This is a genomic window from Microbispora rosea (assembly GCF_044460045.1).
In the GTDB taxonomy this organism is placed as follows: Bacteria; Actinomycetota; Actinomycetes; order Streptosporangiales; family Streptosporangiaceae; genus Microbispora; species Microbispora rosea.
This window is the reverse complement of the sequence record NZ_JBITJO010000001.1, coordinates 1,197,904-1,222,692: the sequence shown is the minus strand read 5'-3', so window position 1 is coordinate 1,222,692 and position 24,789 is coordinate 1,197,904. Positions and strand designations below refer to the sequence as shown.

The 24,789-nt window shown below is 68.9% G+C and carries 28 protein-coding genes and 1 pseudogene; 12 read left to right on the top strand and 17 right to left on the bottom strand.

The features are described 5' to 3' along the window. Nucleotides 1-140 precede the first annotated feature (140 nt). The 5 genes from ACIBK1_RS05945 to ACIBK1_RS05925 are packed head-to-tail and all read left to right on the top strand — an operon-like array spanning nucleotide 141 to nucleotide 4,358. The gene (locus ACIBK1_RS05945) at nucleotides 141-1,109 is read left to right on the top strand and encodes an ABC transporter ATP-binding protein (protein ID WP_231513796.1); all 969 of its coding nucleotides are present in this window, start codon (nucleotides 141-143) and stop codon (nucleotides 1,107-1,109) included. After that, the gene (locus ACIBK1_RS05940) at nucleotides 1,102-1,854 is read left to right on the top strand and encodes an ABC transporter permease (protein WP_156080836.1); all 753 of its coding nucleotides are present in this window, start codon (nucleotides 1,102-1,104) and stop codon (nucleotides 1,852-1,854) included. Before ACIBK1_RS05945 ends, ACIBK1_RS05940 begins: the two co-directional genes overlap by 8 nt. Beyond that, entirely contained in the window at nucleotides 1,851-2,609 is a 759-nt protein-coding gene (locus ACIBK1_RS05935) for an ABC transporter permease (protein ID WP_030506903.1), read from the top strand. The genes ACIBK1_RS05940 and ACIBK1_RS05935 overlap by 4 nt, the downstream gene beginning before the upstream one ends. 10 nt (nucleotides 2,610-2,619) lie before the next feature. Beyond that, a complete protein-coding gene (locus tag ACIBK1_RS05930) occupies nucleotides 2,620-3,756 on the top strand; it encodes a sensor histidine kinase (RefSeq protein WP_396732621.1) in 1,137 nt (378 codons plus the stop codon). Further along, a complete protein-coding gene (locus ACIBK1_RS05925) occupies nucleotides 3,753-4,358 on the top strand; it encodes a response regulator transcription factor (protein WP_030506901.1) in 606 nt (201 codons plus the stop codon). The genes ACIBK1_RS05930 and ACIBK1_RS05925 overlap by 4 nt, the downstream gene beginning before the upstream one ends. 167 nt (nucleotides 4,359-4,525) lie before the next feature. On the opposite strand, the gene ACIBK1_RS05920 is transcribed toward ACIBK1_RS05925, so the two are convergent. Then, nucleotides 4,526-5,245, bottom strand: a complete 720-nt coding sequence (locus tag ACIBK1_RS05920; RefSeq protein ID WP_363524221.1) for a DUF2306 domain-containing protein — start codon at nucleotides 5,243-5,245, stop codon at nucleotides 4,526-4,528. A 99-nt stretch (nucleotides 5,246-5,344) separates the two neighbouring features. On the opposite strand from ACIBK1_RS05920, the gene ACIBK1_RS05915 reads away from it, so the two are divergent. Then, nucleotides 5,345-6,085: a TetR/AcrR family transcriptional regulator gene (locus ACIBK1_RS05915; RefSeq protein WP_396732618.1), complete on the top strand. Its 741-nt coding sequence runs from the start codon at nucleotides 5,345-5,347 to the stop codon at nucleotides 6,083-6,085. A 224-nt stretch (nucleotides 6,086-6,309) separates the two neighbouring features. Here ACIBK1_RS05915 and ACIBK1_RS05910 read toward each other — a convergent pair whose 3' ends face one another. The 7 genes and pseudogenes from ACIBK1_RS05910 to ACIBK1_RS05880 form a co-directional block, all read right to left on the bottom strand. Further along, nucleotides 6,310-6,726, bottom strand: coding sequence for a PIN domain-containing protein (locus tag ACIBK1_RS05910; RefSeq protein WP_396732615.1), 417 nt, complete (start codon nucleotides 6,724-6,726; stop codon nucleotides 6,310-6,312). After that, nucleotides 6,702-7,013: a hypothetical protein gene (locus tag ACIBK1_RS05905; RefSeq protein WP_036405561.1), complete on the bottom strand. Its 312-nt coding sequence runs from the start codon at nucleotides 7,011-7,013 to the stop codon at nucleotides 6,702-6,704. Before ACIBK1_RS05905 ends, ACIBK1_RS05910 begins: the two co-directional genes overlap by 25 nt. 479 nt (nucleotides 7,014-7,492) lie before the next feature. After that, complete coding sequence (locus ACIBK1_RS05900; RefSeq protein WP_396732612.1) at nucleotides 7,493-9,565, bottom strand: WD40 repeat domain-containing protein; 2,073 nt, start codon at nucleotides 9,563-9,565, stop codon at nucleotides 7,493-7,495. A gap of 495 nt (nucleotides 9,566-10,060) precedes the next feature. Next, a complete protein-coding gene (locus ACIBK1_RS05895) occupies nucleotides 10,061-10,477 on the bottom strand; it encodes a type II toxin-antitoxin system VapC family toxin (RefSeq protein WP_396732609.1) in 417 nt (138 codons plus the stop codon). Further along, complete coding sequence (locus tag ACIBK1_RS05890; RefSeq protein WP_030506893.1) at nucleotides 10,474-10,680, bottom strand: hypothetical protein; 207 nt, start codon at nucleotides 10,678-10,680, stop codon at nucleotides 10,474-10,476. The genes ACIBK1_RS05895 and ACIBK1_RS05890 overlap by 4 nt, the downstream gene beginning before the upstream one ends. Before the next feature lie 143 nt (nucleotides 10,681-10,823). Beyond that, nucleotides 10,824-10,928 (bottom strand): annotated as a pseudogene (locus tag ACIBK1_RS05885) (peptide-methionine (S)-S-oxide reductase MsrA); the annotation flags it as partial. A gap of 11 nt (nucleotides 10,929-10,939) precedes the next feature. Beyond that, complete coding sequence (locus ACIBK1_RS05880; RefSeq protein WP_396732606.1) at nucleotides 10,940-12,013, bottom strand: hypothetical protein; 1,074 nt, start codon at nucleotides 12,011-12,013, stop codon at nucleotides 10,940-10,942. Between the two features lie 243 nt (nucleotides 12,014-12,256). Between ACIBK1_RS05880 and ACIBK1_RS05875 the strand changes: the two genes are divergently transcribed. From ACIBK1_RS05875 to ACIBK1_RS05865, 3 genes are all read left to right on the top strand, one after another. Further along, a complete protein-coding gene (locus tag ACIBK1_RS05875; protein WP_081903364.1) occupies nucleotides 12,257-13,534 on the top strand; it encodes a sensor histidine kinase in 1,278 nt (425 codons plus the stop codon). Continuing rightward, complete coding sequence (locus ACIBK1_RS05870; RefSeq protein WP_030506890.1) at nucleotides 13,531-14,196, top strand: response regulator; 666 nt, start codon at nucleotides 13,531-13,533, stop codon at nucleotides 14,194-14,196. Before ACIBK1_RS05875 ends, ACIBK1_RS05870 begins: the two co-directional genes overlap by 4 nt. Nucleotides 14,197-14,276: 80 nt before the next feature. Further along, the gene (locus ACIBK1_RS05865) at nucleotides 14,277-15,227 is read left to right on the top strand and encodes a MerR family transcriptional regulator (RefSeq protein ID WP_030506889.1); all 951 of its coding nucleotides are present in this window, start codon (nucleotides 14,277-14,279) and stop codon (nucleotides 15,225-15,227) included. On the opposite strand, the gene ACIBK1_RS05860 is transcribed toward ACIBK1_RS05865, so the two are convergent. The 3 genes from ACIBK1_RS05860 to def all read right to left on the bottom strand — a co-directional run bounded on the left by ACIBK1_RS05860 (nucleotide 15,224) and on the right by def (nucleotide 17,806). Further along, on the bottom strand, nucleotides 15,224-15,805 hold the full coding sequence (locus ACIBK1_RS05860; RefSeq protein ID WP_051761458.1) for a hypothetical protein: 582 nt from the start codon (nucleotides 15,803-15,805) through the stop codon (nucleotides 15,224-15,226). The genes ACIBK1_RS05865 and ACIBK1_RS05860 overlap by 4 nt on opposite strands. Before the next feature lie 463 nt (nucleotides 15,806-16,268). Next, a complete protein-coding gene (locus ACIBK1_RS05855; RefSeq protein WP_396732602.1) occupies nucleotides 16,269-17,237 on the bottom strand; it encodes an NADP-dependent oxidoreductase in 969 nt (322 codons plus the stop codon). 20 nt (nucleotides 17,238-17,257) lie between these two features. Continuing rightward, the gene (def, locus tag ACIBK1_RS05850; protein WP_396732599.1) at nucleotides 17,258-17,806 is read right to left on the bottom strand and encodes a peptide deformylase; all 549 of its coding nucleotides are present in this window, start codon (nucleotides 17,804-17,806) and stop codon (nucleotides 17,258-17,260) included. A 122-nt stretch (nucleotides 17,807-17,928) separates the two neighbouring features. Between def and ACIBK1_RS05845 the strand changes: the two genes are divergently transcribed. Next, entirely contained in the window at nucleotides 17,929-18,354 is a 426-nt protein-coding gene (locus tag ACIBK1_RS05845; RefSeq protein WP_396733158.1) for a LysR family transcriptional regulator, read from the top strand. A gap of 509 nt (nucleotides 18,355-18,863) precedes the next feature. Here the strand turns inward: ACIBK1_RS05845 and ACIBK1_RS05840 are convergent. Continuing rightward, nucleotides 18,864-20,048 carry an FAD-dependent monooxygenase gene (locus ACIBK1_RS05840; RefSeq protein WP_030506884.1) on the bottom strand — a complete coding sequence of 395 codons (1,185 nt, stop codon included), beginning with the start codon at nucleotides 20,046-20,048 and terminating at the stop codon, nucleotides 18,864-18,866. A gap of 88 nt (nucleotides 20,049-20,136) precedes the next feature. Between ACIBK1_RS05840 and ACIBK1_RS05835 the strand changes: the two genes are divergently transcribed. Continuing rightward, nucleotides 20,137-20,649, top strand: a complete 513-nt coding sequence (locus tag ACIBK1_RS05835) for a MarR family winged helix-turn-helix transcriptional regulator (protein ID WP_081903362.1) — start codon at nucleotides 20,137-20,139, stop codon at nucleotides 20,647-20,649. Between the two features lie 251 nt (nucleotides 20,650-20,900). Here ACIBK1_RS05835 and ACIBK1_RS05830 read toward each other — a convergent pair whose 3' ends face one another. After that, nucleotides 20,901-21,419 (bottom strand): type II toxin-antitoxin system RelE/ParE family toxin, encoded by a 519-nt coding sequence (locus ACIBK1_RS05830; protein ID WP_396732594.1) that lies wholly within the window; start codon nucleotides 21,417-21,419, stop codon nucleotides 20,901-20,903. A gap of 3 nt (nucleotides 21,420-21,422) precedes the next feature. Continuing rightward, complete coding sequence (locus ACIBK1_RS05825) at nucleotides 21,423-21,731, bottom strand: type II toxin-antitoxin system prevent-host-death family antitoxin (protein ID WP_030506877.1); 309 nt, start codon at nucleotides 21,729-21,731, stop codon at nucleotides 21,423-21,425. Nucleotides 21,732-21,909: 178 nt separating this feature from the next. Here ACIBK1_RS05825 and ACIBK1_RS05820 point away from each other — a divergent pair, with 178 nt between their 5' ends. Further along, nucleotides 21,910-22,521, top strand: a complete 612-nt coding sequence (locus ACIBK1_RS05820) for a DUF4240 domain-containing protein (RefSeq protein WP_396732591.1) — start codon at nucleotides 21,910-21,912, stop codon at nucleotides 22,519-22,521. A gap of 464 nt (nucleotides 22,522-22,985) precedes the next feature. Here ACIBK1_RS05820 and ACIBK1_RS05815 read toward each other — a convergent pair whose 3' ends face one another. The 3 genes from ACIBK1_RS05815 to ACIBK1_RS05805 all read right to left on the bottom strand — a co-directional run bounded on the left by ACIBK1_RS05815 (nucleotide 22,986) and on the right by ACIBK1_RS05805 (nucleotide 24,571). Continuing rightward, a complete protein-coding gene (locus tag ACIBK1_RS05815) occupies nucleotides 22,986-24,059 on the bottom strand; it encodes a TRM11 family SAM-dependent methyltransferase (protein WP_396732588.1) in 1,074 nt (357 codons plus the stop codon). A 176-nt stretch (nucleotides 24,060-24,235) separates the two neighbouring features. Continuing rightward, a complete protein-coding gene (locus ACIBK1_RS05810; protein WP_051761454.1) occupies nucleotides 24,236-24,418 on the bottom strand; it encodes a hypothetical protein in 183 nt (60 codons plus the stop codon). 15 nt (nucleotides 24,419-24,433) lie between these two features. Further along, the gene (locus tag ACIBK1_RS05805; protein WP_357314367.1) at nucleotides 24,434-24,571 is read right to left on the bottom strand and encodes a hypothetical protein; all 138 of its coding nucleotides are present in this window, start codon (nucleotides 24,569-24,571) and stop codon (nucleotides 24,434-24,436) included. Nucleotides 24,572-24,789: the final 218 nt, after the last annotated feature.

Below are 24,789 nucleotides of genomic sequence, written 5' to 3'. Positions count from 1 at the left end.
CCTTGGTTCGCTCCTCGCGCATGCGCCGCCCCCCTCAATCGGTTCATGGGCGAGTCGCGCGGCTTCGTATGCATCGCTCGCGCCGCGAAGTTGTGAATTGCTCACTGTTTCCGTCGCCGCCCCGGGCGAAGGATCGAGACGTGGCAGCGATTCAGGTGAACCATCTCAGCAAGAGCTATGGCGGATTCCAGGCGGTCGACGACATCTCGTTCGAGGTCGAGGCGGGGACGGTCTTCGCCTTGCTCGGCCGCAACGGCGCGGGCAAGACCACGACGATGGAACTGCTCACCGGGTTCCAGAAGCCGGACGCCGGTTCGGTCAGGGTGCTGGGCCTCGATCCGTTCAAAGACCGCGCCCGGGTGCGCGGCAACGTCGGGATCATGGTGCAGGAGGCCGGATTCTTCCCCGATCTGACGGCCGGGCAGACGGTCGGGATCTGGCGTGACTTCACCCCCGCCGCGCGCCCGGCGAGCGAGGCGCTGGAGTTGGCGGGCCTGACGGCGAAGGCGAAGACGAAGGTGCGGCAGCTGTCCGGCGGTGAGAAACGCCGCCTTGACCTGGCGCTGGCCCTCCTGGGCGAGCCCGACGTGCTGTTCCTGGACGAGCCGACAACCGGCATGGATCCCGAGGCCCGCCGCAACATCTGGAAGGTCGTCCGCGATCTCGCCGCCGGGGGCACGACCGTGCTGCTGACCACCCACTATCTGGAGGAGGCCCAGCAGTTGGCGACGAACCTGGCCATCATGGACAGGGGCGAGATCGCCGTCGGAGGCGACATGGCCGAGACGTTGGCCGCGCGGGTGGGACGGGTCTCGTTCGAGCTGCCGTCCGTGAGCCATCCCGGGGAGCTGCCGCTGCCCGCGACCGTGCGGGGCAGGCTCGCCGTGGTCAAGGCCGCCGATCCCGACCTGGCCGCCCAGACGCTGCTGGGCTGGGCGAGCGAACGCGGCCTGCGCCTGCGCGGCCTGGAGGTCCGGACGGCCTCACTGGAGGACCTGTTCCTGGAACTGGCCCGAAACGACGAAATGTCCCAAACCAACGCGCCCGCCCGAAGCGACCACGGAACTCGAAGCGACCGCCCTGCCCGAAGTGGTGGCGCCGGTGCGTGAGGTGCTGGCCGTGGCACGGCTGGGCGGACGGCTGTTCTGGCGCGACGGGCGGGCCGTCGGCGGCATCGCGGCGCTCGGCGTCTGCCTGGGGGCGGGCCTGCCGTTGCTGATCGCCGCCTCGCTCAGGAGCCGCGACTTGGACGTGGTGCTCGGCATGCATCTCGGCATGCTCGCCATGGTCCTGACCATCGTCGCGACCACCCAGACGGCCGTGACGCTCTCGACCAGGCGGGAGATGCTGGTCCTCAAGCGGCTACGCGCCTCGGGCCTGCGCGGGCGGGCCATCATCAGCGGCGAGCTCGTCAACATCGTCACGCAGGCCACTCTCCTGTCGGCCGTCGTCTCGGTGATCCTCTACACCTTCACCTACCTACCGCCACCCGAACTGCCGCTGCTGTTCGCGGCGTGCGTCGTCGCGGTGGCTGGGGTGCTGGCGCTGATCGGCGTCGTCTTCTCGATCGTGACCCGCCGCCCCGACCTGAACGCCCCCGCCACGATCCCGTTCATTCTGGCCACCACGGTCGGGGCCGGAGGATATGGGCCGTTCGTCACCGGCCTCCTCCCCGGCTGGGTCCGCTGGACACTCGACCTGCTGCCGACCGGAGCGATGGTCGAGATCTCGCGGCTCGCCTACAGGGGCGGCGAGCTCACGACGCTGACCGGGCCCGTTCTGAACCTGACCGTCTGGGCCCTCCTCGGCCTGGTCGCCATCCGCCTCCTCTTCCGATGGGACCCACGTCGATGAGCCTCACGGCCACCTACAAGCTGAGCGCCCGGCTGTTCTGGCGCGACAAGGGCATGCTGCCCGCCTCCGTGATCACCCCGCTGGGGCTGGCGATCGGGATGCCGGCGCTGATGCGCGACGTTCAGGCCGACGGCGTCACGGCGGCGACGCAGATGTTCGTGGGGACGCTGGCGCTCATCCTGTCGGGGACCGCGTTCCTGAACATCACCGTCGCCCTGACCATGCGCCGTGACCAGCTCCTGCTCAAACGGCTGCGCACCACCCGGCTCACCGACCGGCAGATTCTCCTCGGCGAGGTCGCGAACACCGTCACGCAAACGGTCGCCCTCATGATCGTGTCGGCCGTGGCCGTACATCTCCTGGCCGACGTGCCGCTGCCGAGGAATCCCGTGCTGTTCGCGGTGTTCGCGGTCGCGGGTTCGGCGGTGCTGGCGACGCTGGGGGTGGCGTGGACGGCCGCGATTCCCCGCGGGGAGCTCGCGGCGCCCATGACTCTGCCGTTCTTCTTCCTGGCCGGCCTCGCGTCCGGGGCGATGGGTTCGATCATGGACCTGCTGCCCTCCTGGCTGCGCCCACTCCTCGCCGCCCTGCCCACCAGCGCGGTGGTCGACGCGGTCCGCGCCTCCTACGGGCCGGGCACACTCGGCTCCGATCTGACGGCGGCAGCCGTACCGGCTCTGGTTCTGGCGGTGTGGGCGGGGGTCGCGCTCCTGTCGATCAGGAGGTGGTTCCGCTGGGAGTCCAGGCGGTCATAATGGGGCGATCATGACCTCCACCTCCGCGCGACGGCTCGGAATCGCGCTGATCGTCCTGGTCAGTGTCGGCTACACGATCATCCCCCTCGCGGTCTCCCTTGCGACCACCTCCGCGTCGCTCAACGCCCGGCTGCTCATGGTGCTCACCGCTTTCTACTGGCCGCACTTCCTTCATGTACGGCAGGCGTTCACGGGCGTCCGATCCCGGTGGCTCCCCGCGACACTGGCGGTGCAGGTGGTCGCCACCTACCTGCCGGAGGCCCTCGGGTTCACCGGCTGGTCGGCCGGGACCGCGCCGCTCCTGGCCGGGCCGGTGCTCCTGCTGCTCCCTCTGCGCTGGGGCGGCGTCGCGGTGATGACGATGGCGGCGGCGGAGTTCTGGTGGCTACAGGGCATCTACCACAACGTCACCGGCTCGTTCTTCTACGCCCTCACCATCGTCATCACCGGTGCCATGATCTACGTCGTCGTGCGGCTGGTCCGGGTCACCGCCGAATTGAAGCAGGCGCGGGCCGACCTGGCGGAGGCTGCCGTACTGAAGGAACGGCTGCGGATCTCCCGGGACCTGCACGACGGGCTGGGCCACAGCCTCACCGCGATCGTGTTGAAGGGCGACCTGGCCGCCCGGCTCATGGACCGCGATCTCCCCGCCGCGAAGACCGAGGTCGGCGCGTTGGTCCAGGTGGCGAGAGAGGCCGCGCAGGAGGTGCGTCAGGTGGCTCGCGGCTACCGCCGGATGACGCTCGCCGATGAGGTGCACCGGGCCGTGGCGCTGCTGGAATCCTCCGGCATCGGCTGCCAGGTCAACCTCGCCGAGATCACCCCGTCCCGCGAGCCGGACGAGGTTCTCGCCTGGGCCGTGCGCGAAGGCGTCACGAACATCCTGCGGCACAGCCGCGCCACCACCTGTTCGATCACCACCTCGAACCGCGCGGGACGCACCCACCTGGAGATCGTCAACAACGGCCTCCAATCTGATGCCACGCGACCCGCTGCCGACCCGGTCGATGACGGGCCCGTGGGCGCCCAGCCCCTTGGCGGCGGGCTGATCGGGCTGGTGGAGCGGGCAGCGCAGGTGGGGGGCACGGTTGAGGCTGAGCGAACGTCCGAGGGCGGGTTCCGGCTGACGATGGAGGTGCCCACGTGATCCGCGTCCTCCTGGCCGAAGACATGCACATGATCCGGGCCGCGCTCACCGCCCTGCTGCACCTGGAGTCCGACCTGGAGGTGGTGGCCGAGGTGACGCGCGGGGACGAGATCGTCCCCGCCGCGCTGCGGGTGCGGCCGGACGTGGCGATCGTCGATATCGACCTGCCCGTCCTGGACGGCATCAGCGCCGCCGCGCAACTGCGGAAGATGCTCCCCACCTGCCGCATCCTGGTGCTGACCGCGATGGGCCAGCCGGGTCAGGTACGGCGGGCGTTGTCGGCGGGCATCGAGGCGTTCCTGGTGAAGGACGCCCCCGGCGACCGCCTGGCCGACGCCATCAGGCGTACGGCGGCCGGGCTGCGGGTGCTGGACGCGGAGTTGGTGGCCTCGGCGATGCAGCACGGAGAGAGCCCTCTCACCCCACGCGAGGCCACGGTCCTTCGCGAAACCGCCCGAGGGGCCTCCGCCGAGGAGATCGCCGCCCGGCTGCACCTGTCGGCGGGCACCGTACGCAACTACCTCACCGGCGCGATCACCAAGACCGGCGCCCGCAACAAGATCGACGCTATCCGAATCGCCGAGGACGCCGGCTGGCTGTGAACCGCGGTTCGCCGTGAGACCCGCAGAGCCTGTCAGGCTTCGCCGGTAGTGAGGCCGACGGCGCAGGAGAAGCCGGTGCCGACGAGCCTGCAGTGGCGGAGACCACCCGCGGCGGTGGTTCCCGGGCGGGCGGTCGTTCCGGGGTCGGATGGGACCGCCCTACGGGATCAGGTCGCGAGTGCGGTACGGCGGCCGCGGCGGGCCACCTCGCGCTCCAGGTACCACTCCACGGCCAGCAGCGGGATCGTCCAGCCGAGCCACCCGGACAGGCCGGAGATCGTCCACGCCATCAGGTCGGGGTCGCCGCGGAAGACGGTGTCCTGCAGCGGGGCCAGGGCGATGATCAGGGTCCCGGTCCACACCCGGTTGGTGATGATGGAGTAGGTCAGCACGGCGCTGCGCAGCATCCAGCGCCGGTGGTCGGCGTACCGGCGGGCGCGGGCGGCGCGCCAGCCCGCCACGGTGAAGGCGAGCCACAGCAGGGCGAGGAGCACGTCGCTGACCGCGAGGAACAGCCCGAACGGGGTACGCGCCCCGATGACCAGGCCGGTCAGCCCGGCAGGCAGCACCCCGGCGAACACGTAGACGCGCCCGGCGCGCCGATGCCCCACCGGGTGCCGCCGCCGGAACCACGGCCATACCTGGAAGAACGCGGTGACCATGGCGATCGAGGCGAACAGCACGTGCGCCACGAGCAGCGGGTAGTGCAGGCCGAACCCCTGTGGCTGCGGCACCCGGGACAGCGACGGGTCCCCGGTCAGGTACGGCGGCAACGAGAACGCGAGGAACCCGGCCGTGACCAGGCCGAGCGGCAGCGTCCAGCGGCGCCGCCACCACGGACGCCGGCGGGCCGATACCGGCGGAGGACTGTCGATCGTCGTGTGCATTACGGCTCCAAGAGGACGGTCGAGAATGCGTATCCCATACGCTAATGCGTACCATATACGCAACGCGTAGGCCATACGCAAACTGGTAAGCTCACTGGAATGCCGGACGACATCGGGAACGAGCTGCCGCACGCGCTGAACGTGCTGTGGGGACGGGCCAAGCCGAAGGGACGGGGACGCACGCCCGCGCTCAGCCTGGAGCGGATCGTGGCGGCGGCCATCGCCCTCGCCGACGAGGAGGGCCTGGCCGCGCTGTCCATGGCCCGGCTCGCCGAACGGCTCGGCTGCGCGCCCATGTCGCTGTACCGGCACGTGGCCGGCAAGGACGACCTGCACCTGTTCATGCTGGCCGCCGCGCCCGGCCCGCCGCCGGAGTTCGACACGGCGCCGGCCGACTGGCGCGGCTCACTCACCCGATGGGCCGTCGAACTGTTCGACGTCTACCTGCGGCATCCGTGGATCGCCCAGCTGGCGAACTCCCCGCCGATGGACCCCGGCCAGCTCGCCTGGCTGGACGCCGCGCTGCGCTCCCTCGGCGGCACGCCACTGGACCCGCGGGCCCGGTTCTCAGTGGTCATGCTGGTGCTGCACTACGTGCGCGGCGCCGCCCAACTCCTGACGTCCATCCCCGCCGAACCAGAGGAAAGGGCCGACGAGACGTACGCCGCCCTGCTCACCGAGCTCGCCGACCCCGCCCGGTTCCCGGCACTGGCCCGCGCCGTCGAGGCCGGGGTGTTCACCCCCCACCCGGAGGCCGCTCCGGACGACGACTTCCGCGCCGGCCTTGACCACCTGCTCAACGGCGTGGGAGTGGCGATCGAACGCGCCGCCCGGGCCTGAGCCGGGTCAGCCACGCTGGATCAGCGGGACTATCTCGTCATTGCCCCTCGTCATCTTCCCAAAGGGCAACGACTCACGATCCTGCCCGGCGACTGATCAGCTCTCGCCGGTGGTCAGACCGACGGGGCAGGAGACGCCGGTGCCGCCGATGCCTCAGTAGCCGTTCGGCACCTTGAAAAGGTATTGCTGGTGGTAGTCGTATCGCTGGGGCATTAGTTCAGCACCTACACGCGCACGAGACGAACCGTCTTGCCGCAGAGCTTGCTCATGTCGTCCTCGTTCGAGGTGAGGACGATGACGGGCCGAGTGGAGCGAAGTGCCGTGGCGGCCACGACGGCATCGATCGCGTACTTGTGGCCGTGAAGACCGCTCTCACGGAGCAGGTCCAGCGCGTGGACGGAGACCTCCTCGGTCACCGGTTCGACACGCAGTCGGGAAAGGTGCCAGCGCAACCGGTCGTTCGTCACCCGGCCGTCGAAGGCCTCGATAGGCGTCAGGGCACTGATGGCAACGCGAAAGTCGTTGTTCTGCGCCTCTCGCACGACCGCCGTAACACGCCGGTCGGCCGCACACCACTTCGAGAGTCCCTCGGAGTCAAGGATGACCGTCCCCGCACTCAGCTTGCTTCGTGCGCGTGCCATCCACGCTCCCCCTGTAGCTCCGGACCGGACTTCACGCTACGGAACAGCTGCTCGGCCTCGTCCCGCAGATGCTGCGGGATGGGACCGCACTCGTTCTCGTTCGCCTGCAGGGCCTCCTCCAGCAGGTCCCGCTCGATCTGCCGCTCCACAGCGGCGTCCACATAGGCGGAGAACCCACGTGCGCCGACACGCTCCTTGATGGCGCGGATATTGCCGGCCCGCAAGGAGACGCTCACCTTGGCCGCAGGCCCTTCCCCTGGCGGGAAGGCCTGTTCAGGCGTACTCATAGAAGCAGTTTACTACTTCAAGTAGCAAACCACCGGCACCGAAAACGTGAAACCTCCAAGTAGCGCGACGCCGCACGGAGGTCTCACGATCCCGCTACTCGCCGCCAGAGATCGCCAGGCCGACGGGGGCAGCTGACGCCGGTGCCGCCGAGGCCGCAGTAGCCGTTCGGCACCTTGAAAAGGTATTGCTGGTGGTAGCGGTTCTCTTCGGGCAATAATTCGCGGCTAGCGTGGGCTGGAGCGGAAGTCAGCCCAGACGTCGACCGCCTGCTGGAAGTCGAGGCGGCCACGTCCTCGCGAGACATACCGACGGTGGAGATCGAGCGATCCGCGAGCCAATCCGGCACCGGCTCCCTGGGAGGCAGTTGCGTCTACGCGAGGGTCTCGGCCGGTGGCGTGGACGCCTCGCCGACCGGTAGGACGTGGCGCTCGTAACGGCATCGACGACGCTCCGATGATCATTGGACGGTCCTCCTGTATTACGCGGCAGGCCCCAGATCCCAGGTCCACAGCGCTTCGCGACCGCCGCCGACAAGCACGGCGCGGCCGTCGAGGTAGCTGATCGAGAGAGAGCCGAGGTAGCGGGAAGGACGCTGAAGCGTCCCGACCTGCCGGCTGGTCGTGAGGTCCCAGACCCGCATGCTCTTGTCCTGTGGCGAGTAGGTGACCGCGATCGGGACACCAGCGACGCGCCCGGAGGCGATGCTGTTCACCTGCCTGGAGTGGCCGAGCAACGGACGCTCGACCTGCTTGCCCGTGGCGAGGTCGTAGAGTTCCACGGTCCGGCCTGTGGCCACGATCGCGACCGTCGTGCAGTCGAACAAGGCGATCTCCACCCGGGCCGAGTGCTCGGTCTTCGCGATGCGGAACGATGCCATCCGTTTTCCCGCGCCGACGTCCCAGAGCCGGGCGCGGGTGGCGCTGAAGGTCACCGCGACCGGCCGGCCGGCGAGGCTGATGAGGGCCAGCTGTCCGGCTGGGCCGTTTCTGACGGCGAGATCGTGCAGCAGCGCTCCCGAAGGAAAGTCCCAGATGCGTACCGCGCCCCGAGAAGAAGAGTCACCGGCCGCGTCGTCCTCGTCGACCGCTCCGACCACAAGCGCCCGGCGATCGGTTTCGGTCAGCGCGACCCCGTTGACGAAGCCGTCATAGCCGATGAGGGGTTCACCGATCGGCATGCGACTGGCAAGATCGAATACCCGGATCGAGGAGTCTCCGAAACCGATCCCCGCGACCAGAACCGCTCGTCCGCCGTACTCGCCGGTCGCGAACGAGGTGATGCCCCCGGGCAGCCTGACCGGCGCGTCCAGCGGCCTGCCGCTGCCGAGATCCCACACGCCGGGGAATCTGTCGTCACCGTTCCCTTGGGCCACCACGATCGGCCTGCCGCGCAACTCGCCGTTCACGGCGTGGATGTCACCGTTGGGCCCCCCGGTGGCGGGAGGAGCGGATTCCCGGCCGGTGGCGAGATCGTAGGCGCGGACGGCGTTGTCGCGCCCGCCGGTCACGATCATGGGACGGTCGCCGAGATCACCGACCGCCAGCGACGTGACGTGCCCCGGGATCTCGAAGGACGACACCCTCTCACCGGTGGCCGGATCGATGACCGCGATCGAGCTTCGGAGCCTCGATCCGTAAGGGTCGGTGGCGATGCCCTCGACGGTTTCGACCGAGACGAACACGGTCCGGCCGTTCAGCACGGCGAGCGACGAAGGGCCGAACCTCCCCTCCAGCGAGTGGTAGGTCGCCTCACGCGTGACCAGATCCCAGCGGATCACCCCGAGATCGGCCGTGGGGATCAGGGCCACCGGACGGCCGCCGATCGTGGTCGTCCTGATCGTGCTTATAGTCTGGATGAACTCGCTCTGAAGAGTGAGCGGTTTCCCGACGGGTTTTCCGGACACCGGATCCCAGGCGATCACAGCGTCGCCCTCTCCGGTCAGCACGAGCAGGACGCCGTGGACGCGGGTCAGCGCGACGGCGCCGAAGATCCCGGTGCCGATGGGCGGACCGATTCGGCGGCCGGTCGCCAGATCGAACACGTGGGCGCCGTCGGTGCCCGCCGCGGCGGCGATCGGCCTGCCGTCGAACTCGCCGAACGCGACGGCACGAAACCGCCCGGCGGGGAGCGGTCCGCCGACGGGCAGCCGAGTGGTCGCGTCCCACCTCTGGAGCGCCCCGTGGCTCCGGCCGAGGATGACAGGTCTGCCGTCGACGGTGCCGTACGCCACCGGGCCGTCGCCGGGGATCGGATCGCCGATCGGTTTCAGAGTGGCCCTGTCCCAGATCCGGATGGTGTGCTCGGCACCCGCGCTGATCGCGACGGGCCGGCCGTCCAGCTCACCCACGGCCACCGAGGTCACGTCCGAGTGACCGCCCATGTCCATCGCGACGGGCGCCGCGAACGAGGCGGGAACGCCACCGGGTGACGTCTCCTGGCAGGTGGTGGCCGCCCGGGGCCATCTCACGACGGTCGACCCGGCCGAGGCCAGCGGCACGAACCCGGCCAGAACCAGCACGGCGAGGAGGGGTGGCAGCCGTCGAAAGAACATCCGAACCCCTGTCGCCGAATCGCTCCCGAGCATAAACCGCATCCCCCGCCGGCAGTGTCGCCCCGACGTGATCCGCCGGAAGGACACCCGGGCCCCGCGCATCGAGTCCGGATACGATTCTCGGCATCGGCCCTCCGAACTTCGGTATCGAATCTCGCGGCAAGTCCTCGACGAACGTCAGGTTCGCCGACGTGCAACCATCCGGCACTGCCGAGCGGTGTCCCCGGCACCGCCTTGAGTCCGCGCGAGAGTCTCCCCACTGCCGCGCTTACTTCTCCGGGTCCGTCGGGCCCGTCTGGCAGTCGAGCCACTCGGAGGGATCACCTAGCTAGACGCTGGTGCCGCCGATGCGTCAGTAGCCGTTCGGCACCTTAGAAAGGTATTGCCGGTGGGAGCGGTTCTCTTCGGGCAATAATTCGCAAGGCCCGCGCCCGCCCTGGCAGGACCCTCAACCAAAGGGAACACCGCTCTCCATACTGGCGGGCGGGACAGCGTTCAGAGCCGCTCCGGTAGGAGCATGAACGCTCCGGTGTGCTGTGGGCGGACAACAGTGAAATGGCGGCGATCGAGAGTGGCCACCTCTGTGATACCGAGTCGTTCAGCGACGGCGACGACAGAGGCATCCACCGCACCGAGGGGAAGGCTGGCGTACGTCTCAACCAGAGTGCTCATTCGCTGAAGATCACGGTCCGCGAGCTCCACCAAGGTAAGGCCAGACTCGAAGGATCGCAGGAACGCCGCCTCCGCCTTGCTCCCCTGCCGCTTCTCAACGAGTTGACAGACCTCGGTGACCACGGTCGCGGGGACGAGCAGTGGCTCTGGATGGGTCTGCAGAAGGCGGGCACAGGCCTCGTGGTAGCGATCGCGGATCTTCAGGGCGGTGATCAACGGACCTGAGTCAATGACGATCACAAGGAGTGATTGTCCTCCGCACGCAGGATCTCCTCCGAGCGTTCCGCGAAATCAGGCTCCGCTTCGAGCAGGCCGATGAACGGCAAGTCACGTACCACAGGCGCTTCTTCGAGCTGATCGCGGACAAGCCTGAGCAGAGGAGCCACCTTCTCCTCCGGCAGCCGATCCACCAGGTGGTGGAGTTCCTCGCGCATCACGCTCATGCATCGAGGGTAATCAGTCGGGCTGCTACGGACAGTCCCGTAGCGCCTCTCCTTTACTTCCGCGAACCTGGCCGCTGCCGAGGCTGTCAGCCCAGGGCCTTCAGGCGGGAAGCCTGGCGTCTCCGGGCCGACGAGACCCGCCCTCAGGCTTCGCCAGCGGTCAGGCCGACAGGGCAGCTCACGCCCGTACCGCCGATGCCGCAGTAGCCGTTCGGCACCTTGAAAAGGTATTGCTGGTGGTAGAGCTCCATCTCATGCGCTAAGCGGGCAGGCCGGTCGAGTCCTCGGCGATCTGACAGTGGCGACAGGTTCCGCGCCGACGCAGGCCGTAGGCGCAGGCGGCGGCGCCAAGGGCAGCGCCCCACACGATCCACAGCATGCTCGGCGCGTTGGTGCCCCATACGGCGAGATCGACGCCCATCCGGACGTTCATCAGCCCGGCGGGTATCAGGACGACCGCCACGATGGACGCAGGGATCACGGCGAGCGCCGGCGGGACTCGTTCGCCCGCCTTGAACCAGACCCAGCGTGGGTAGACCTCGCCCCACCGGTGGACGAGGCCGTGGGTGAGGATGCATCCGCAGATCGACGCGATGGCGTACCCAAGTCCCACCTCCAGCATGCCGGGCGTCTCCCGCATCATCCGCGCGAAATCCTCCGGGATGCCGAGCGGGATTCCGAAATACCAGGCGATTCTGGTGACCTCGTACGGCACTGGTGCGGCGCACGCCACGTAGACGGCCCACCGGCCCCAGCTGCGCACCGCGTCCGGTGTGGTCCACCGCCCCGTCACCCCGCCGCGCCGGCCGCAGTGCGCGCACGCCCGCCTGGTACGCCTCTGGTAGGCGAGGGTCGCCAGGGCCCACAGCAGGCCACCGGCGAAGACCACGATCAGGTTCACCCGATGCCAGTACAGGATGTCCCCGATGCCGTCCTGCGGTCCGGGCACCCCGGTGAAGGCGAACACCAGTAGCAGCGGGGCCAAGGCCACCAGCATGAGCAGGGTGTAATCAGGGATCACCAGGGCGAGCGTCCCGGCCAGGGCCCAGCCGAAGACGACCAGTGCCGTACGGGTACTGTCTCGTCTCCATTCCCTGGCCATCGCCAGCGCGGCTATCGCGCCAACGAGTCCGACGACGGCCATGGCCGGCGCGACGATCCCGACCTGGCTGCCCTCCAGGATCGAACCCGACGCATGGTCGTCGCCGACGGACGCGAACGGAAAACCATCGCCGCCCAGCGCCCAGAAGAGCCCGAGCGCCCCGTATGACAGCGACCACGCGGCCGCGGCGTATCCGGACCAGGCCGGCCAATACCTCCACCAGCGGAGCATCTACCCATCACGTCCTGACGATCTCGTTGGGGAATCACGTTCGGACGCGCCGGCGGCTGCAGGCGTCCCAGGCGGCGGCGAGCCCATGTCCACGGCCCTGGGAAGGTCACGTCCTGGGTCCAGCGTCGAGGAAACATGGGCCATCGCCCATGTGCCGAACGGCATGGCCGAAGGCGGAGTCGGGCGTGTGAATGTGCCGTTCGGCACAGGCCGCTGGAACGGCCGGATATCTAGGCTCGGGGTATGCGTACACGACTCAGCGGAGCCCCGCGGTGGCGCGAGCGGGCCGGTGCGGCCGCTGCCGTCCTCGTGGCGCTGACCGGGATCGCCGCCGCGCCCGCGTGCGGCCCGTCGGCCACGCTGCCGATGTCTTCGACGATGGCGGCCGCGCTCGGGATGCTCGCCGTCTGGCCGTACGACGGCCGCCGGATCGCGGCGGTCACCGGCGGAGCGGGCGTCGTGTCGCTGACCGCTACCGCCGGCGTCCTGCTGCTCGGCCGGGAACACAGGGCGGCGACCTCTGCTACCGGCTGGATGGTCGGCGAGTCCGCGGGCTTACTCATCCTGGTCATCCTGGTGGTACGTGCCGCGCCTGTCCGCCACGCGCTGATCGCTGCTGGACTGGCGGGGGTGGCCACACCGGTCTTGCTGCTGCGGTTCGGGCTGGGGCCTCCGACCCTCGCAGCCCTGGCCGGATTCGCCGTCTGGGGGTTGTCGGCGGCACTCGCGGCCGCGGTCGGGCTCTACCTGCGCTCCATGGACGACCATCGCGCCCGCTCGGTACGCGCGGCGCGCCGGGCGCAACGCACGCAGCTCGCCCGCGACCTGCACGACTTCGTCGCCCACGACGTCAGCGGGATGCTCGCCCAAGCCCAGGCCGGCCGAATCCTCGCCGAACAGGACCCGCAGCAGGCGGTGGCCGCGTTCCAGCGCATCGAGCAGGCCGCGCTCCAGGCACTGGCATCGATGGACCGGACCGTGCGGGTGCTGCATGACGCGGACGATCTCACGGCCGGGGAGTCGGAGGGCCGAACGCCGCTCCCGGGGCTGGTGGACCTTCGCGGTCTGGCCGATCGGTTCTCCGACTCCGGCACCGCAGTGGTCCACCTCGACATTGACGCGCGGCTAGAAGACCCGAATGGCGGCCTGCCCCGGGAAGTGGCCGCAACGGCGTACCGGATCGTCGTGGAGGCATTGACCAACGTCCGCCGCCACGCGGTGACGGCGAGCCGAGTGGAGGTCACCGTCCGCCGCACCCGTATCGTGGGTGATCTCGCCGGGGGCGCCCTGGAGGTCACCGTGACAGACGACGCTCGAACCGGGCCCGCACCCACCCGGCCCGTGCTCGGCGCCGCAGGCCGCGGCGGCGGTTTCGGCTTGGCCGGCCTGACCGAACGCGTCGAAGCGCTCGGCGGCACGCTTGCCGCCGGCCCGTATGCTCCGCACGGATGGCGTGTCGCCGCCACTATGCCGCTGGCTGCCTCGCTCCATGGCGGGGGCATCCGGCCGGTGACAGCATGACCGGCAGGCCGACCCGGGTCCTGGTGGCCGACGACCAGGAGAACATCCGCAGCGCATTCCGGATCATCCTTGACGCCCAACCGGACATGACCGTCGTCGCAGAAGCCGCCTGCGGGGCGACCGCCGTCGAACAGGCCCGCCATCTGCGCCCGGACGTGGTACTCGCCGACATCCGAATGCCCCGCATCGACGGGCTGGAGGTGACCCGCCTGCTCGCCGGGCCACAGGTGGCCGACCCGATCCGTGTCGTGGTCGTCACCACCTTCGACCTCGACGACTACGTCCACACCGCACTGCGCAACGGAGCCTGCGGCTTTCTGCTGAAACGCTCCAGCCCCGCCCTCCTTGCCGAAGCCGTCCGCGCAGCCATGTCCGGTGACACCCTCATCAGCCCGCAGATCACCGTACGGCTCCTACGCGATTTCACCATGCCACCGCCGCCCACGCCCGGCCGCGTCGGCTCCACGCGACTCACCGATCGCGAACTCGGCATCACTCGCCTGGTCGCCCAGGGCCACACCAACGCTGAGATCGCGGCCGCCCTGTTCATCTCGCCCGGTACGGTCAAGAACCACATCGCCGGCATCCAGCGCAAGCTCGGGGCCCGGAACCGCGTCGGCATCGCCGCCTGGGCCTGGGACACCGGCAACGCCACCCCGTGATCGGGTTCGCCCCCTACCGGACGCGTCTCCCTCGTGAAGCCGGCACACCGAAAGGGCGGCTGATAAGCCAGGCTGGACGTGTGAAGGACGACGGGCTCTACACGATCGGCCAGGTGGCGCGGCTCGCCGGGGTGCCGGTGCCGACGGTCCGGTACTACTCCGACGAAGGGCTGGTACCTCCAGCTGGTCGGTCGGCCGGCGGCTACCGGCTCTACGATCACGACGCCCTGGACCGGCTGGAACTCGTCCGTACGCTGCGAGATCTCGGCGTCGAGATCGCGACGATCGCACGGGTGCTCGCCGACGCGCAGACTCTGGCCGAGATCGCCGACGGGCAGATCGCGGCCATGGAGGACCAGATCCAGACCTTGCGGGTACGCCAAGCGGTGTTGCGCTACGTCACCACCCGCCATATCGGCACGGCCGGAATCGCCCGCGTGAACCGGCTCGCCCGGCTACCGGCGGAGCAGCGCCGGCAGCTGGTGGCCGATCTCGTGGCCGAAGCGACGGGCGGGCTCGACATGGAGCCCGCGTTCGCCGCGCACCTGCGCTCGATGCTGCCCGACCTGCCCGACGACCCATCGGTCGAGCAGCTCGACGCGTGGCTGGAGCTGGCGCACCTGGTCCGCGACCCGCACTTCCGGGAGAGCGTACGCGAGGCGTTCGAGCGGCACGCGAGGGACCGCTCCTCCGGCGCCGATCACGGCGACCACGAGAGCTGGGCGCGGGCCGAGCAGGCCGCGCTGGACCTCGTCGGCCGCGCCCTGGCGGACGGGATTCCGCCGGTCTCCGCCCTGGCCCGGCCCATCGTGAACGAGCTGGTCGCCGTCTTCGCCCAGGCCCATCGGCGGTCTGACGACGCCGGGTTCCGGCTCTGGCTCGCCGAGCGGATCCGCATCGGGGCCGACCCTCGGGTCTCCCGATACTGGCAACTGCTGGCCATGATCAACGGTACGCCCCCGAAACCCGATCCGGTCCCTGCGGCCCGCTGGCTCCTCGCCGCACTCGACCCCCGCGTACCCGACCTCTAGGGAACGGGATGGTGCCGGAGCGCCTGAGTGAACCAGTCGAACGCCGGCGCCAGGCTCGGCGGCACCGGCCAGCCGTTGATCGTGCATAGCAGGGCGAAGTACCGCTCCGTACGGGGATCATTGGCGATCTCCAGCCGAGTCAGCAGCTTCCGGCGGTACTCGGCACTGTCGAGATGGCCGAATGTCGCGGTGTATCCGGCGATCAGCTCGACCAGCACCATTCGCGCCTCCGGCGAACCCGGCTCGACCCCGTCCGCCTGCGCCTGCCGCACCCGTTCCCGGACCAGCTCGGTCACCTCGTGATGCAGGCCGGTCTGATCCCCGGCCGCCCTCTCGGCCGCCTGATGCTCGGCCATCCTGCGGACCCTGGCCTTGAAGTCGGCATCGCGGACCAGCTCGGACAGCTCCGCCCAGGCGCCCAGCTGCTCAGGGCTGGGATCGGCGGGCATCTCAGGCACCACCGTACGCAGCATGGCGACGAATTCCGGGTTGGCGTCCAGATCACCGAAAGTCTCGTCGATGAAGTCGTTGATGAGGCGCTTGCCATCCTCAGCGGACGGCGCCACGTATCGCGGCATTGGAATGTGCTCTCCCGGAGTCGGATCGATGGGTCGCGGACGGCGGAAACGAGCACGCGCCGCCCACGGCATCGATCCTGGAGTCTCCGGTTACTTGAGGCTCAAGTGCCGGTCCGAACAAAGGCTCAGCCCGCAAGGCGAGCGGCGAGGAAGTCGTTGACGGCGGCGAGAAACTGGCACGTACGTTGTGGCCGGCCGCGATGATGACGAGGATGGCGTCGGGCATCCGCTCGACCATCTCGGCGATCAGGTGCCGGGAATCCGGCTGTCCGGGCGCCGCCGACAAGCTCACGGACCTGTGAGCCCGTTCTGAAACTCTGATGGCCCGCGATCATGGACCATCGGTTCGAAGGGTTACGCCTCGCCGCTGGCGAGGCCGACGGGACACGCGACGCCGGTGCCGCCGATGGCGCAGGAGCCGTTCGGGTTACGGAACAGATACTGCTGGTGGTAGCGATTCGGCTCAGGCGGCAGAATCGGGGTTGCCGTCTTCGGTGAGGACTTCCAGGACGACCTTGCCACGCGTGTGCCCGCGCTCGGCGTAAGCGTGTGCGTCGGCTGCCTGGTCAAGCGGAAACGTCCTGTCGACGTTGATCAACAAATCCCCGCGTCCGAGCAACTCGGCGACTCGATCGAGCTGCCGTCCCTCCGGGTGGACGAACACGGTGTATGCGATCAATCCGCGCGCCCGAAACCTCTCCAGATCAGGCGAGACGATGGACACGAAGGTTCCCCCCGGCCGCAGGAGCTCAGCCAGTTCGTCCTCGGCCTCCCCATGGGCATCGATCACGACGTCGACCGGGCCTTCGACCTGTACGGCGAGCTCCCGCGAGTAATCCAGGACCTGCGTGGCCCCGAGTCCCTCGACGAAGGAACGGTTGCGGGGGGACGCAATGGCGAGGACCTCGGCACCGGCCCCGCGGGCGAGCTGCACGGCGATGTGTCCCACCCCACCGGCGGCGGCGTTGACGAGCACCCGCTGCCCCTCTCGTAGTTTCGCGGCCTCGAAGAGCGCCTGCCACGCGGTGAGGGCGGCCAGCGGCGCACCCGCGGCCACCGGGAAGGTGACGCCGTCAGGCAGGGCGGCCAACTCGTTCACATGGGCCGTCACGTACTCGGCGTAGGTGTTCGCGGGCTGCGGGAAAGCCGGCAGGCCGAAGACACGGTCGCCAACGGCGAAGGCGTGGACTCCTGGGCCCGCCGCGCTCACCGTACCGGCGACGTCCCAGCCCAGCACAGCGGGAAACTGAGAGATGAGAGCGCCCTCGTGGCCCTGGCGGGTCTTCCAGTCGGCGGGATTCACCCCCACTGCATGCACCTTGATCTGCACCTCCCCCGGTCCGGGCTGGGGCCTGGGCGACCGGGTGAGCCGCAGAACCTCCGGACCGCCGAAGGCGTCGATCACGACGGCCGCCATCTCGGGCTGGGACATGTCACGCTCCTGGATCAGGGTCACCGGTAACGGCCGAACATGGGATGCGGGCTGACCTTCACCTGGGCTTTCCCGTCGGTGTTCCACGGCGCGTTCCGAATTTCACGCAGGGCGGTACGGCGTGTGCGAGGGTCCAACCGGTCGATGAACAACACCCCGTCGAGATGATCGCTCTCATGCTGCAGGCAGCGGGCCAGCTCGGCAGTGCCGACGACCTGGATCGGCCGACCGTGCACGTCGCGTCCACGCGCTACTGCGTTCAGCCGCCTGCGAGTGTCGTAGTACAGACCCGGCATGGACAGGCATCCTTCTGGACCGTCCTGCTCCTCGGCGTCAGGGAAGCTCAGCCCGGGATTGACCAAATGCCCGCGAACGCCGCCGACGTCGAACACGAAGACCCGAAGCGACACGCCGAGTTGCGGAGCCGCAAGCCCTGACCCACGCTCGTCACGCAAGGTGTCCGTGAGGTCCTCCACCAGGCGGCGCAGTTCACTATCGAAATCCACCACCTCCTCCGCAGGAGTGCGCAACACCGGATCACCGAAATATCGCACCGGCCGGATCGGCATCTTCCCTCCTCCGCTGACACCGTCAGACAGTCTCAGACCGGAGAATCAGCAGATCAATGCCCATTCACAGCACGGACGTGATGGAGGACAACACGATGGCGACTATGGTGTGACCGGTGGACATGCGCGAGATCGAGGCCTTTCTGGCCGTGGCCGAGGAACTGCACTTCGGCCGTGCCGCGCAGCGCCTGCACCTGTCGACCTCGCGGGTCAGTCATCTCATCCGTGCGCTGGAACGGCGGGCGGGCGCGCCCTTGTTCGAACGGACCAGCCGCCGCGTGCATCTGACGACGGCGGGTGAGGGACTTCTGGCCGAGGTCCGCCCCGCCTACGAGCGGCTGAGTACGGCCCTGCGACAGGCGCGCGAATCTCCACGCCGATGCACCCGATCCCTCATCGTCGAGATCACACCGGTCGGCGCCGAAGCTCACGACGAGACCGAGCAGCGCTACCGGATGCGCGACGTCGACGACCCACACCGGCCCGAACTGTACTTCTCCCACGCCCAGTGGGACGCGTTCGTCCACAGCGCGAGCGCTCGACAGTGATGCGCGTGCCGGAAGGTCCGCCCGGTTACCGGCATCCGCAGCCCACAGACTCCAGGGACAGACACCCGGGCGCCCTACAGGAACGACTCCGGCCTTCGATCGGGTCCGGACGAAACCGGCGATCGAGGGCCGTGGGCGTCCAGAGGTCACGCCTCGCCGGCGGTCAAGCCCACAGGGCAGCTCACACCGGTGCCGCCGAAGCCGCAGTAGCCGTTGGGCACCTTGAACAACTATCGCTGGTGGTAGCGATTCACTTCAGGCAGTAACTCATGCGGCAGAGGCACGTAGCTAATTCGTCAGGTGGCTTGGGCCCGACCATGAGCTCGCGAAAGTTGATCGGCCCCCGCCGAGGGGGTCCGTCGGACTTTCGAGCTCCGATCTAGTCCAGCTTGTTGGCGCAAAGGCGAGCGGGCGCGGCTGCAGGAACTCGCGGATCGCCCCCGCACTGCGGTGCTGCCGGTGCTTGCGAGCCATATGTGGAAACTCTTGTAACTGTCAGGTCATCCCGTTCACGAGGTGACCGTGCTGTCGAAGTCGATGCGGTGGTCGTACAGCCAGGCCAAGGCTTCGGGGCTGCCGAACCGCTTCATGAGCACCGGAAACATCGCGTCGCGGAGCACGCGAGCCAGGCCGGTGGCGGACTTGCTCCGGTTGACCTGCCGTGCGCCGGCGTGCACCTTGCGGAGGCGTCCTTCCCGTAGCCGCTGGTAGGCCGGAAGGGCTTGGGCCAGCGGCAGATCGCGCAGGCAGCGGGCGAGCTCGATGGCGTCCTCTATGGCCATTGCCGCGCCCTGTCCTGAACTGGGGGAGGTGACGTGGGCAGCGTCGCCGATCAGTACGGCCCGGCCCCGGTGCCAGGTCCTGGGCGCCTTCATCTGATGGGAAACGAACCAGTCGTAGCCGGGCGGCGTGGCCTGGATGATCCGGGCAGCAGGGGAGGCGTCGACCGCAAGGAGCTCATGCAGCCGGTGCCGCCACTGTTCGGAAGGGATCGCCGCGAGCTCGGCGGGCACGGGCTCCCTGGTGACGGGGACGTTGACGAACCACCACACGCAGCCGTCCTCGCGCTGCACGTAGCCGAAGAACGCTCGCCTGCCGAACACCATATGGAAGGTGCCGGGTTCGGTGTCCAGGTCGAGACCGTGCGCGAACCCGTTGGTGCCGAAGATGCCGCAGTAGCGGGGACGGGGCGCGCCGGGAGCGACGAATCGCCTGGTCGCTGAACGCATGCCGTCGGCGCCGATCAGTACATCGCCTACTGCCTCGCCGCCGTCAGCGAAGCGCGCGACGACTTGGTCTCCGTGGTGGTCGACCTCGACGAGACGCCTGCCGTACTCGGTGCGCACACCCCTGGTAGCGGCGTGCTCGTGCAGTGCGGCGTACAGGTCGGCGCGCAGGAGCTGGATGGCCGTCGTACCGTCCGGCAGCGGGGTCGGGACGTCCTCGCCGAGCCGCCGACCGTTGCCGAGCCACATCACGCCTCGGGGGCAGGGGAACCCGGCGTCGGCAACGGCCCGGTGCGCGTCCAGAATCTGGAGCGCTGCCAGCCCGTTGGTGGACAGGCCCATCGTGGTGCCAACGCCGTGCGCGCCGATGGGATGGGCCTCGCAGAGAGTTGAGTCGATGCCGACCTTCTGCAGCGCCATGGCCGCCACCGGCCCGGCGATGCCGCCGCCGATGATCAAAGCTTTCATGGTCTACCCTTCAGGCGAAATCTACACTTGAGGAAGTAGCTTCCTGGAGAAGGTTACTTCTTTGGGAAGCTAACTTGGGGAGCATCAGATGTCAACAGGGCGAGGAGAGTTGGAAGCCGCCGCCTTTGCGGAGATCCCGCAGTTCGTTAGTGCGACGACGCTGTTCCAGAACGCCGTGGCCGACCAGCTCGGCGTGCCCGTCAACGACCTGCACTGCCTGAACCTGGTGAGCTCGGGCCAGGCCGTGACACCCACGCAGCTCGCCGAGCGCATGGGGATGACCACCGGCGCCGTCACGAAGATGCTCGACCGGATGCAGGAGCAGCGGCTGATCCGGCGCGAGCACGACCCCGGCGACCGCCGACGCGTAATCATCAGCCAGCTACCCGACAGGCTCGCCGAGCTCGCCGAGCTCTACCGGCCCATGGCCGCCTTTCTCCAGGAACGGCTGGCCGCCTGCACCGTCGACCAGCTCCGATTCATCGCCGACTTCGCCGGCACGGCCAGGGACGTCGCTCTCGATCAGGCCGCCCTGCTGCGCAGGAACGGCAAGGCGCATGCCACGCGCAGGGCTGCCGCTGAGAAGCGTGAACGAATGTGAGACCTGAACGACACACGGCCCTGCTTAGATCAGGCGCCGGTGGTAGGCCATAGATCTCTGACGCATAACTTGTGGCCCTCGGTCGCCCGGGCGGCCGAGGGCCAGGATCAGTCAGTTACGGCAGGTCTACGCGTTCGCCAGTGGTCAGGCCGACGGGGCAGGAGACACCGGTGCCGCCGATGCCGCAGTAGCCGTTCGCCACCTTGAAAAGGTATTGCTGGTAGCGGTTCTCTTCGGGCAATAATTGACGGCTAGCGTGGGCTGGAGCGGAAGTCAGCCCAGAGGTCGACCGCCTGCTGCAAGTCGAGGGCGGCCACCTCCTCGCGAGACATCCCGACGGTGAAGATCAAGCGATCCGCGAGCCAATCCGGCACCGGCTCCCTGGGAGGCGGTTGCTCCACGCGGATGTGATCGGCCAGCGCGCCCAGGCGTTCGATGATCTGCCCAAGCTGCACCACCTCGGGACGCCCCTCGCCGGCGGCACGAACCCTGGATGTGGCCTCGGCGTAGACCTCACCGTCGGCTCTTTCGCCCACAGCCCATACTTCGCAGATCTCGATCGACTTCTCGTCCGTGATGCGATAGACGACCCGCCAGGTGTTACGCCCGACCACAAGCTTGCGAAAGCCAGTCAGCTCTCCGCCCAGCGGATAGCCCGCCTCGGGATTGTCGAGCATGAGAAGGATCTTCTTGAGCACCTTGGGCGCGGCGTCCGGACCGATCCGCCGAAGATCATCGACCGCCGGAGCCGTGAAGACGACGTCGGACACGGGCTACTCGTCGTCCGGCAGCGCGGCCAGAGACTCCCGCGTGTGCCCGAAAGCGGAGAGCACGTCATCGAGCGAGACACGCTCCCCCGTGTCGGTCACCGAGCGTGCGAGCACGAGCGCCAGATCTCGGAGATCGGCGGCGGCCTCCTCCAGCTCATTCAGGCGCCGGATGCTGACGACCGCCGCCACCGGCTGATGCCGACGGGTCACCACCAGATCGGTCCCGCGTTCAGCGTCGGCGACCAGACGGGCCACCCCACGCTGGGCCGCTTCTGTGACGCTCAACTCGGCAGCTTCATGCAGCACGGTCATACAACCACTGTACAGCAATCTATACAGAACAGACAGGCGACGCCCCGTCGTTCGGTTATGGCGATCATGACACCGGACCGCGTCATTTGAGCGGCTTGCGCGTCTCCCGGATGTGCACTGCTCACGCTGACTGCTTCCGCTGAACTATGGCGTGAACGCCGTGCCATTATCGCTTCTCGTGGACGAGGACCGATTCTGGGAACTGATTGAGCGTTCCGACAGAGAGACACGCAGCAGGAAGGAGCGCCTGGCCTGGCTGAACACCCAGCTCTGCCAACTCTCCGCCGACAAGATCATTGATTACCACATGTGGTGGGAACTCAATGCGAACCGCGGCTACACATGTGATATGTACGCGCTGAGCTGTTACCTGTTACGACGCGAATCGACTGACGGCTTCGAATATTTCATCTATTGGCTCATGAGCTTGGGTCGAGAAGCGTACGATCAAGTCGCCGATTGCCCGGATCGCGTCTTGGAACTGCCGCAGGTCGTACACCTCCTCGACCTGAAGCGACGCTGGCCTGCCGAACGACGTCGCGGCTTCCCGTGGTCCGACGAGGAGTACCCGGGTTTCGAACTCCTTGCCTACGTGGCGCTGGACGCCTATGAGCAGGTCACGGGCGAGAATGTGGACATTCTCTACGCCGCTCTCAAAGCTCGAGGAGTCCGCAGTAGGTTTCCGCTCCTTGCGGCCGAATTCGGCGAGCAGGACTGGCATATCGCCGATGATGGGGAGATTGCCCGTAGACTTCCCCGGCTGGCCCGCTACCTGACCAGCCCTAACTGAGCTCATGGGTTTCCGCAACCACTGATTACAGACGTGCTCCCTGAAGCGCCGGCGCGGGCGATACGGGCGCGGTCAGCGCTGCTTACTCTCCGCGCGCACCGATACCGCAGAGCCTTCGAGCGCTGCGCGTCAGCTTGATCATGCGTCCGTGTCTTTCGGATAGCGAGGCGAAGCCTAGATCACCCACACAGTGCGCGTCCCGTCGTCGACGACGTACCGGACGCGGCCTCCGTTTGTGACCTCAGGCATCGCGATAGCCAAGGTCCTGGGAGTATCCGCCCTCCTACCTCATCTCCGAGGTCCAGATGGAAAGCGAGTTCGGCGTCGCCCGCGTGACCATACGCAAGGTGACCGCCAAGCTCCGTGAGGACGGCCTCATCGTCACCACCCCGGGCATGGGTGGGCCCGCCGCCCGCCCCTCCGCCGGGAGTAGACAAGCATCCACTCCCGGCGGAAAGCCCCGCTCACCCCAGCCGGGGCGCCGTCCACCGGACGAGGAACGACTCCGCCCCGGCGACCCGTGCGCGTTGCAGGTGCACGGGCGTGAGGCCCTGACTGATGCCGAGCGGCAGCTCGCCGACGCCGGGAAGCAGGACCACGGCGGTCCCGCCGGGCGCGAGCACCCGGCGCAGCTCCGCCCACCAGCGTCCGGCGGACGCCGCCAGCAGACCGCCCGGGGCGACCTGCCCGCCCCAGGGCGGGTTGGCCAGCACGCGGTCGGCGACGCCGTCCGGCACCGGCAGGCGGCCGGCGTCGGCCAAGGTGACGGCGACGGGCAGCCCCGCGGCGTTCTCCCGCGCGGCCGCCACCGCCTGCCAGGCCAGGTCGAACCCGTGGGCGCGGATGCCCGGCCGCTGCCGCACAGCTTCGATCAGCAGCGTCCCAGCGCCGCAGCAGGGATCTAGGACCGTGTCGCCGGGTTCAATGCCTGCCATGGCCACCATGGCGGCGGCGAGCGGGGGGTGCAGGGTCCCCGGGACGGACCGCCGCTTGTACGCCCGCCGATGCAGGGGGCGCTCGGCGATCCGCAGCAGCAGCGTGGCCCGCTCACCGTCGAGGGTGACACGCCAGCCGCTGTGACCCGGGGGCGGCGCGCCGCCGCGCCGTGAGTGGTAACCGACCCCCAGGCGGGCAGCCAGGGCGTGCCCGACCGCGTCCTCCACGTCGTACCTCGTGAAGTTGCGCCTGCCGAGGAACGACGCTGACACCTCAACGCCGGTGATCGCGCCCAGGCCGCCGTGGTGGCGGCGCAGCCGTGCCAGGACGGCGAGGTCGGCGGCCCCCGCGAGGCCCGCGAGCGCGGCGGCTCCCTTCCGCGACACGCCGACGTCGGAACCCTGCGCGGCCAGCAGGAACACGTCGTCCGCCGTGCGCAGGTCCCCTATGAGGCCGGGCGGCGCGGGCGACCGCGCCACCCGGAAGTGCACCTCGCGATGCCCGATGTGAGTGATGACGCCGAGCCCGCGCCGCAGTACCTCTGCGGCGACCGTCGGCTCAAGCCCGTGGACGCACCGCGCCACCAGGCTCGCCGCCGTCATGGGACGGAGAGAGCGCTGGGACGCGGAGCGGTGAGAGTGACAGCGCGTACGCGCATCGTGACCGTTCTTCTTCCGCGTCGGCCCGGGACGGCACACCGCCGTCCCGCCTCGTCGGCGACGGGCAGGGCCTCGCTTCGCCGACGGCGGCTAGCGGAGGTGGAAGAAGAACGTGAACGTCACGGCCGCAATCCTAGGGGCCGCGGGAGCGTCCGATCAACGTCCCTCCCGGCCAGCGCGTTCACCGCGGTGCACGCTTCGGCGAGCGACCTGTCGCCCAGTTCCCGGAAGCGGGCCAGCGCGGGGACATCCCCGGCACGGGTCATCGCGGCCTGCACGACGTGCAGGTTCTCCTCGGCCACCCCGAGATCCTGCAATTAGGTCCGCAGGTAGGGCGTCTGGAAGTCGAAGCCCTCCCGTGGGGTGCCGGGGCCGTAGGCGCCTCCCCGGGCGGTGACCACGGTCACCGCCGTGTCGCGCAGGCGGCTGCTCCGGGTGTCGAGGTCGACTCGCACGCCGCACTCCGGCCCGCCGTCCCCGCACGCCATCGCCGACGACGGACTTCGCGTGATCGAGGTGACGCCTCACAACTACCGCCGGATGTCCGAGCTGCTCTCGGCCTACGCTTCGCTCCGGCTTCAGGCTGTGGACGCCCGCGTGATAGCCCTGGCCGAGCGCTTCGACCTTCGCGAAGTCGCCAGGCTGGATCAGCGGGACTGTCGTTGCCCCTCGT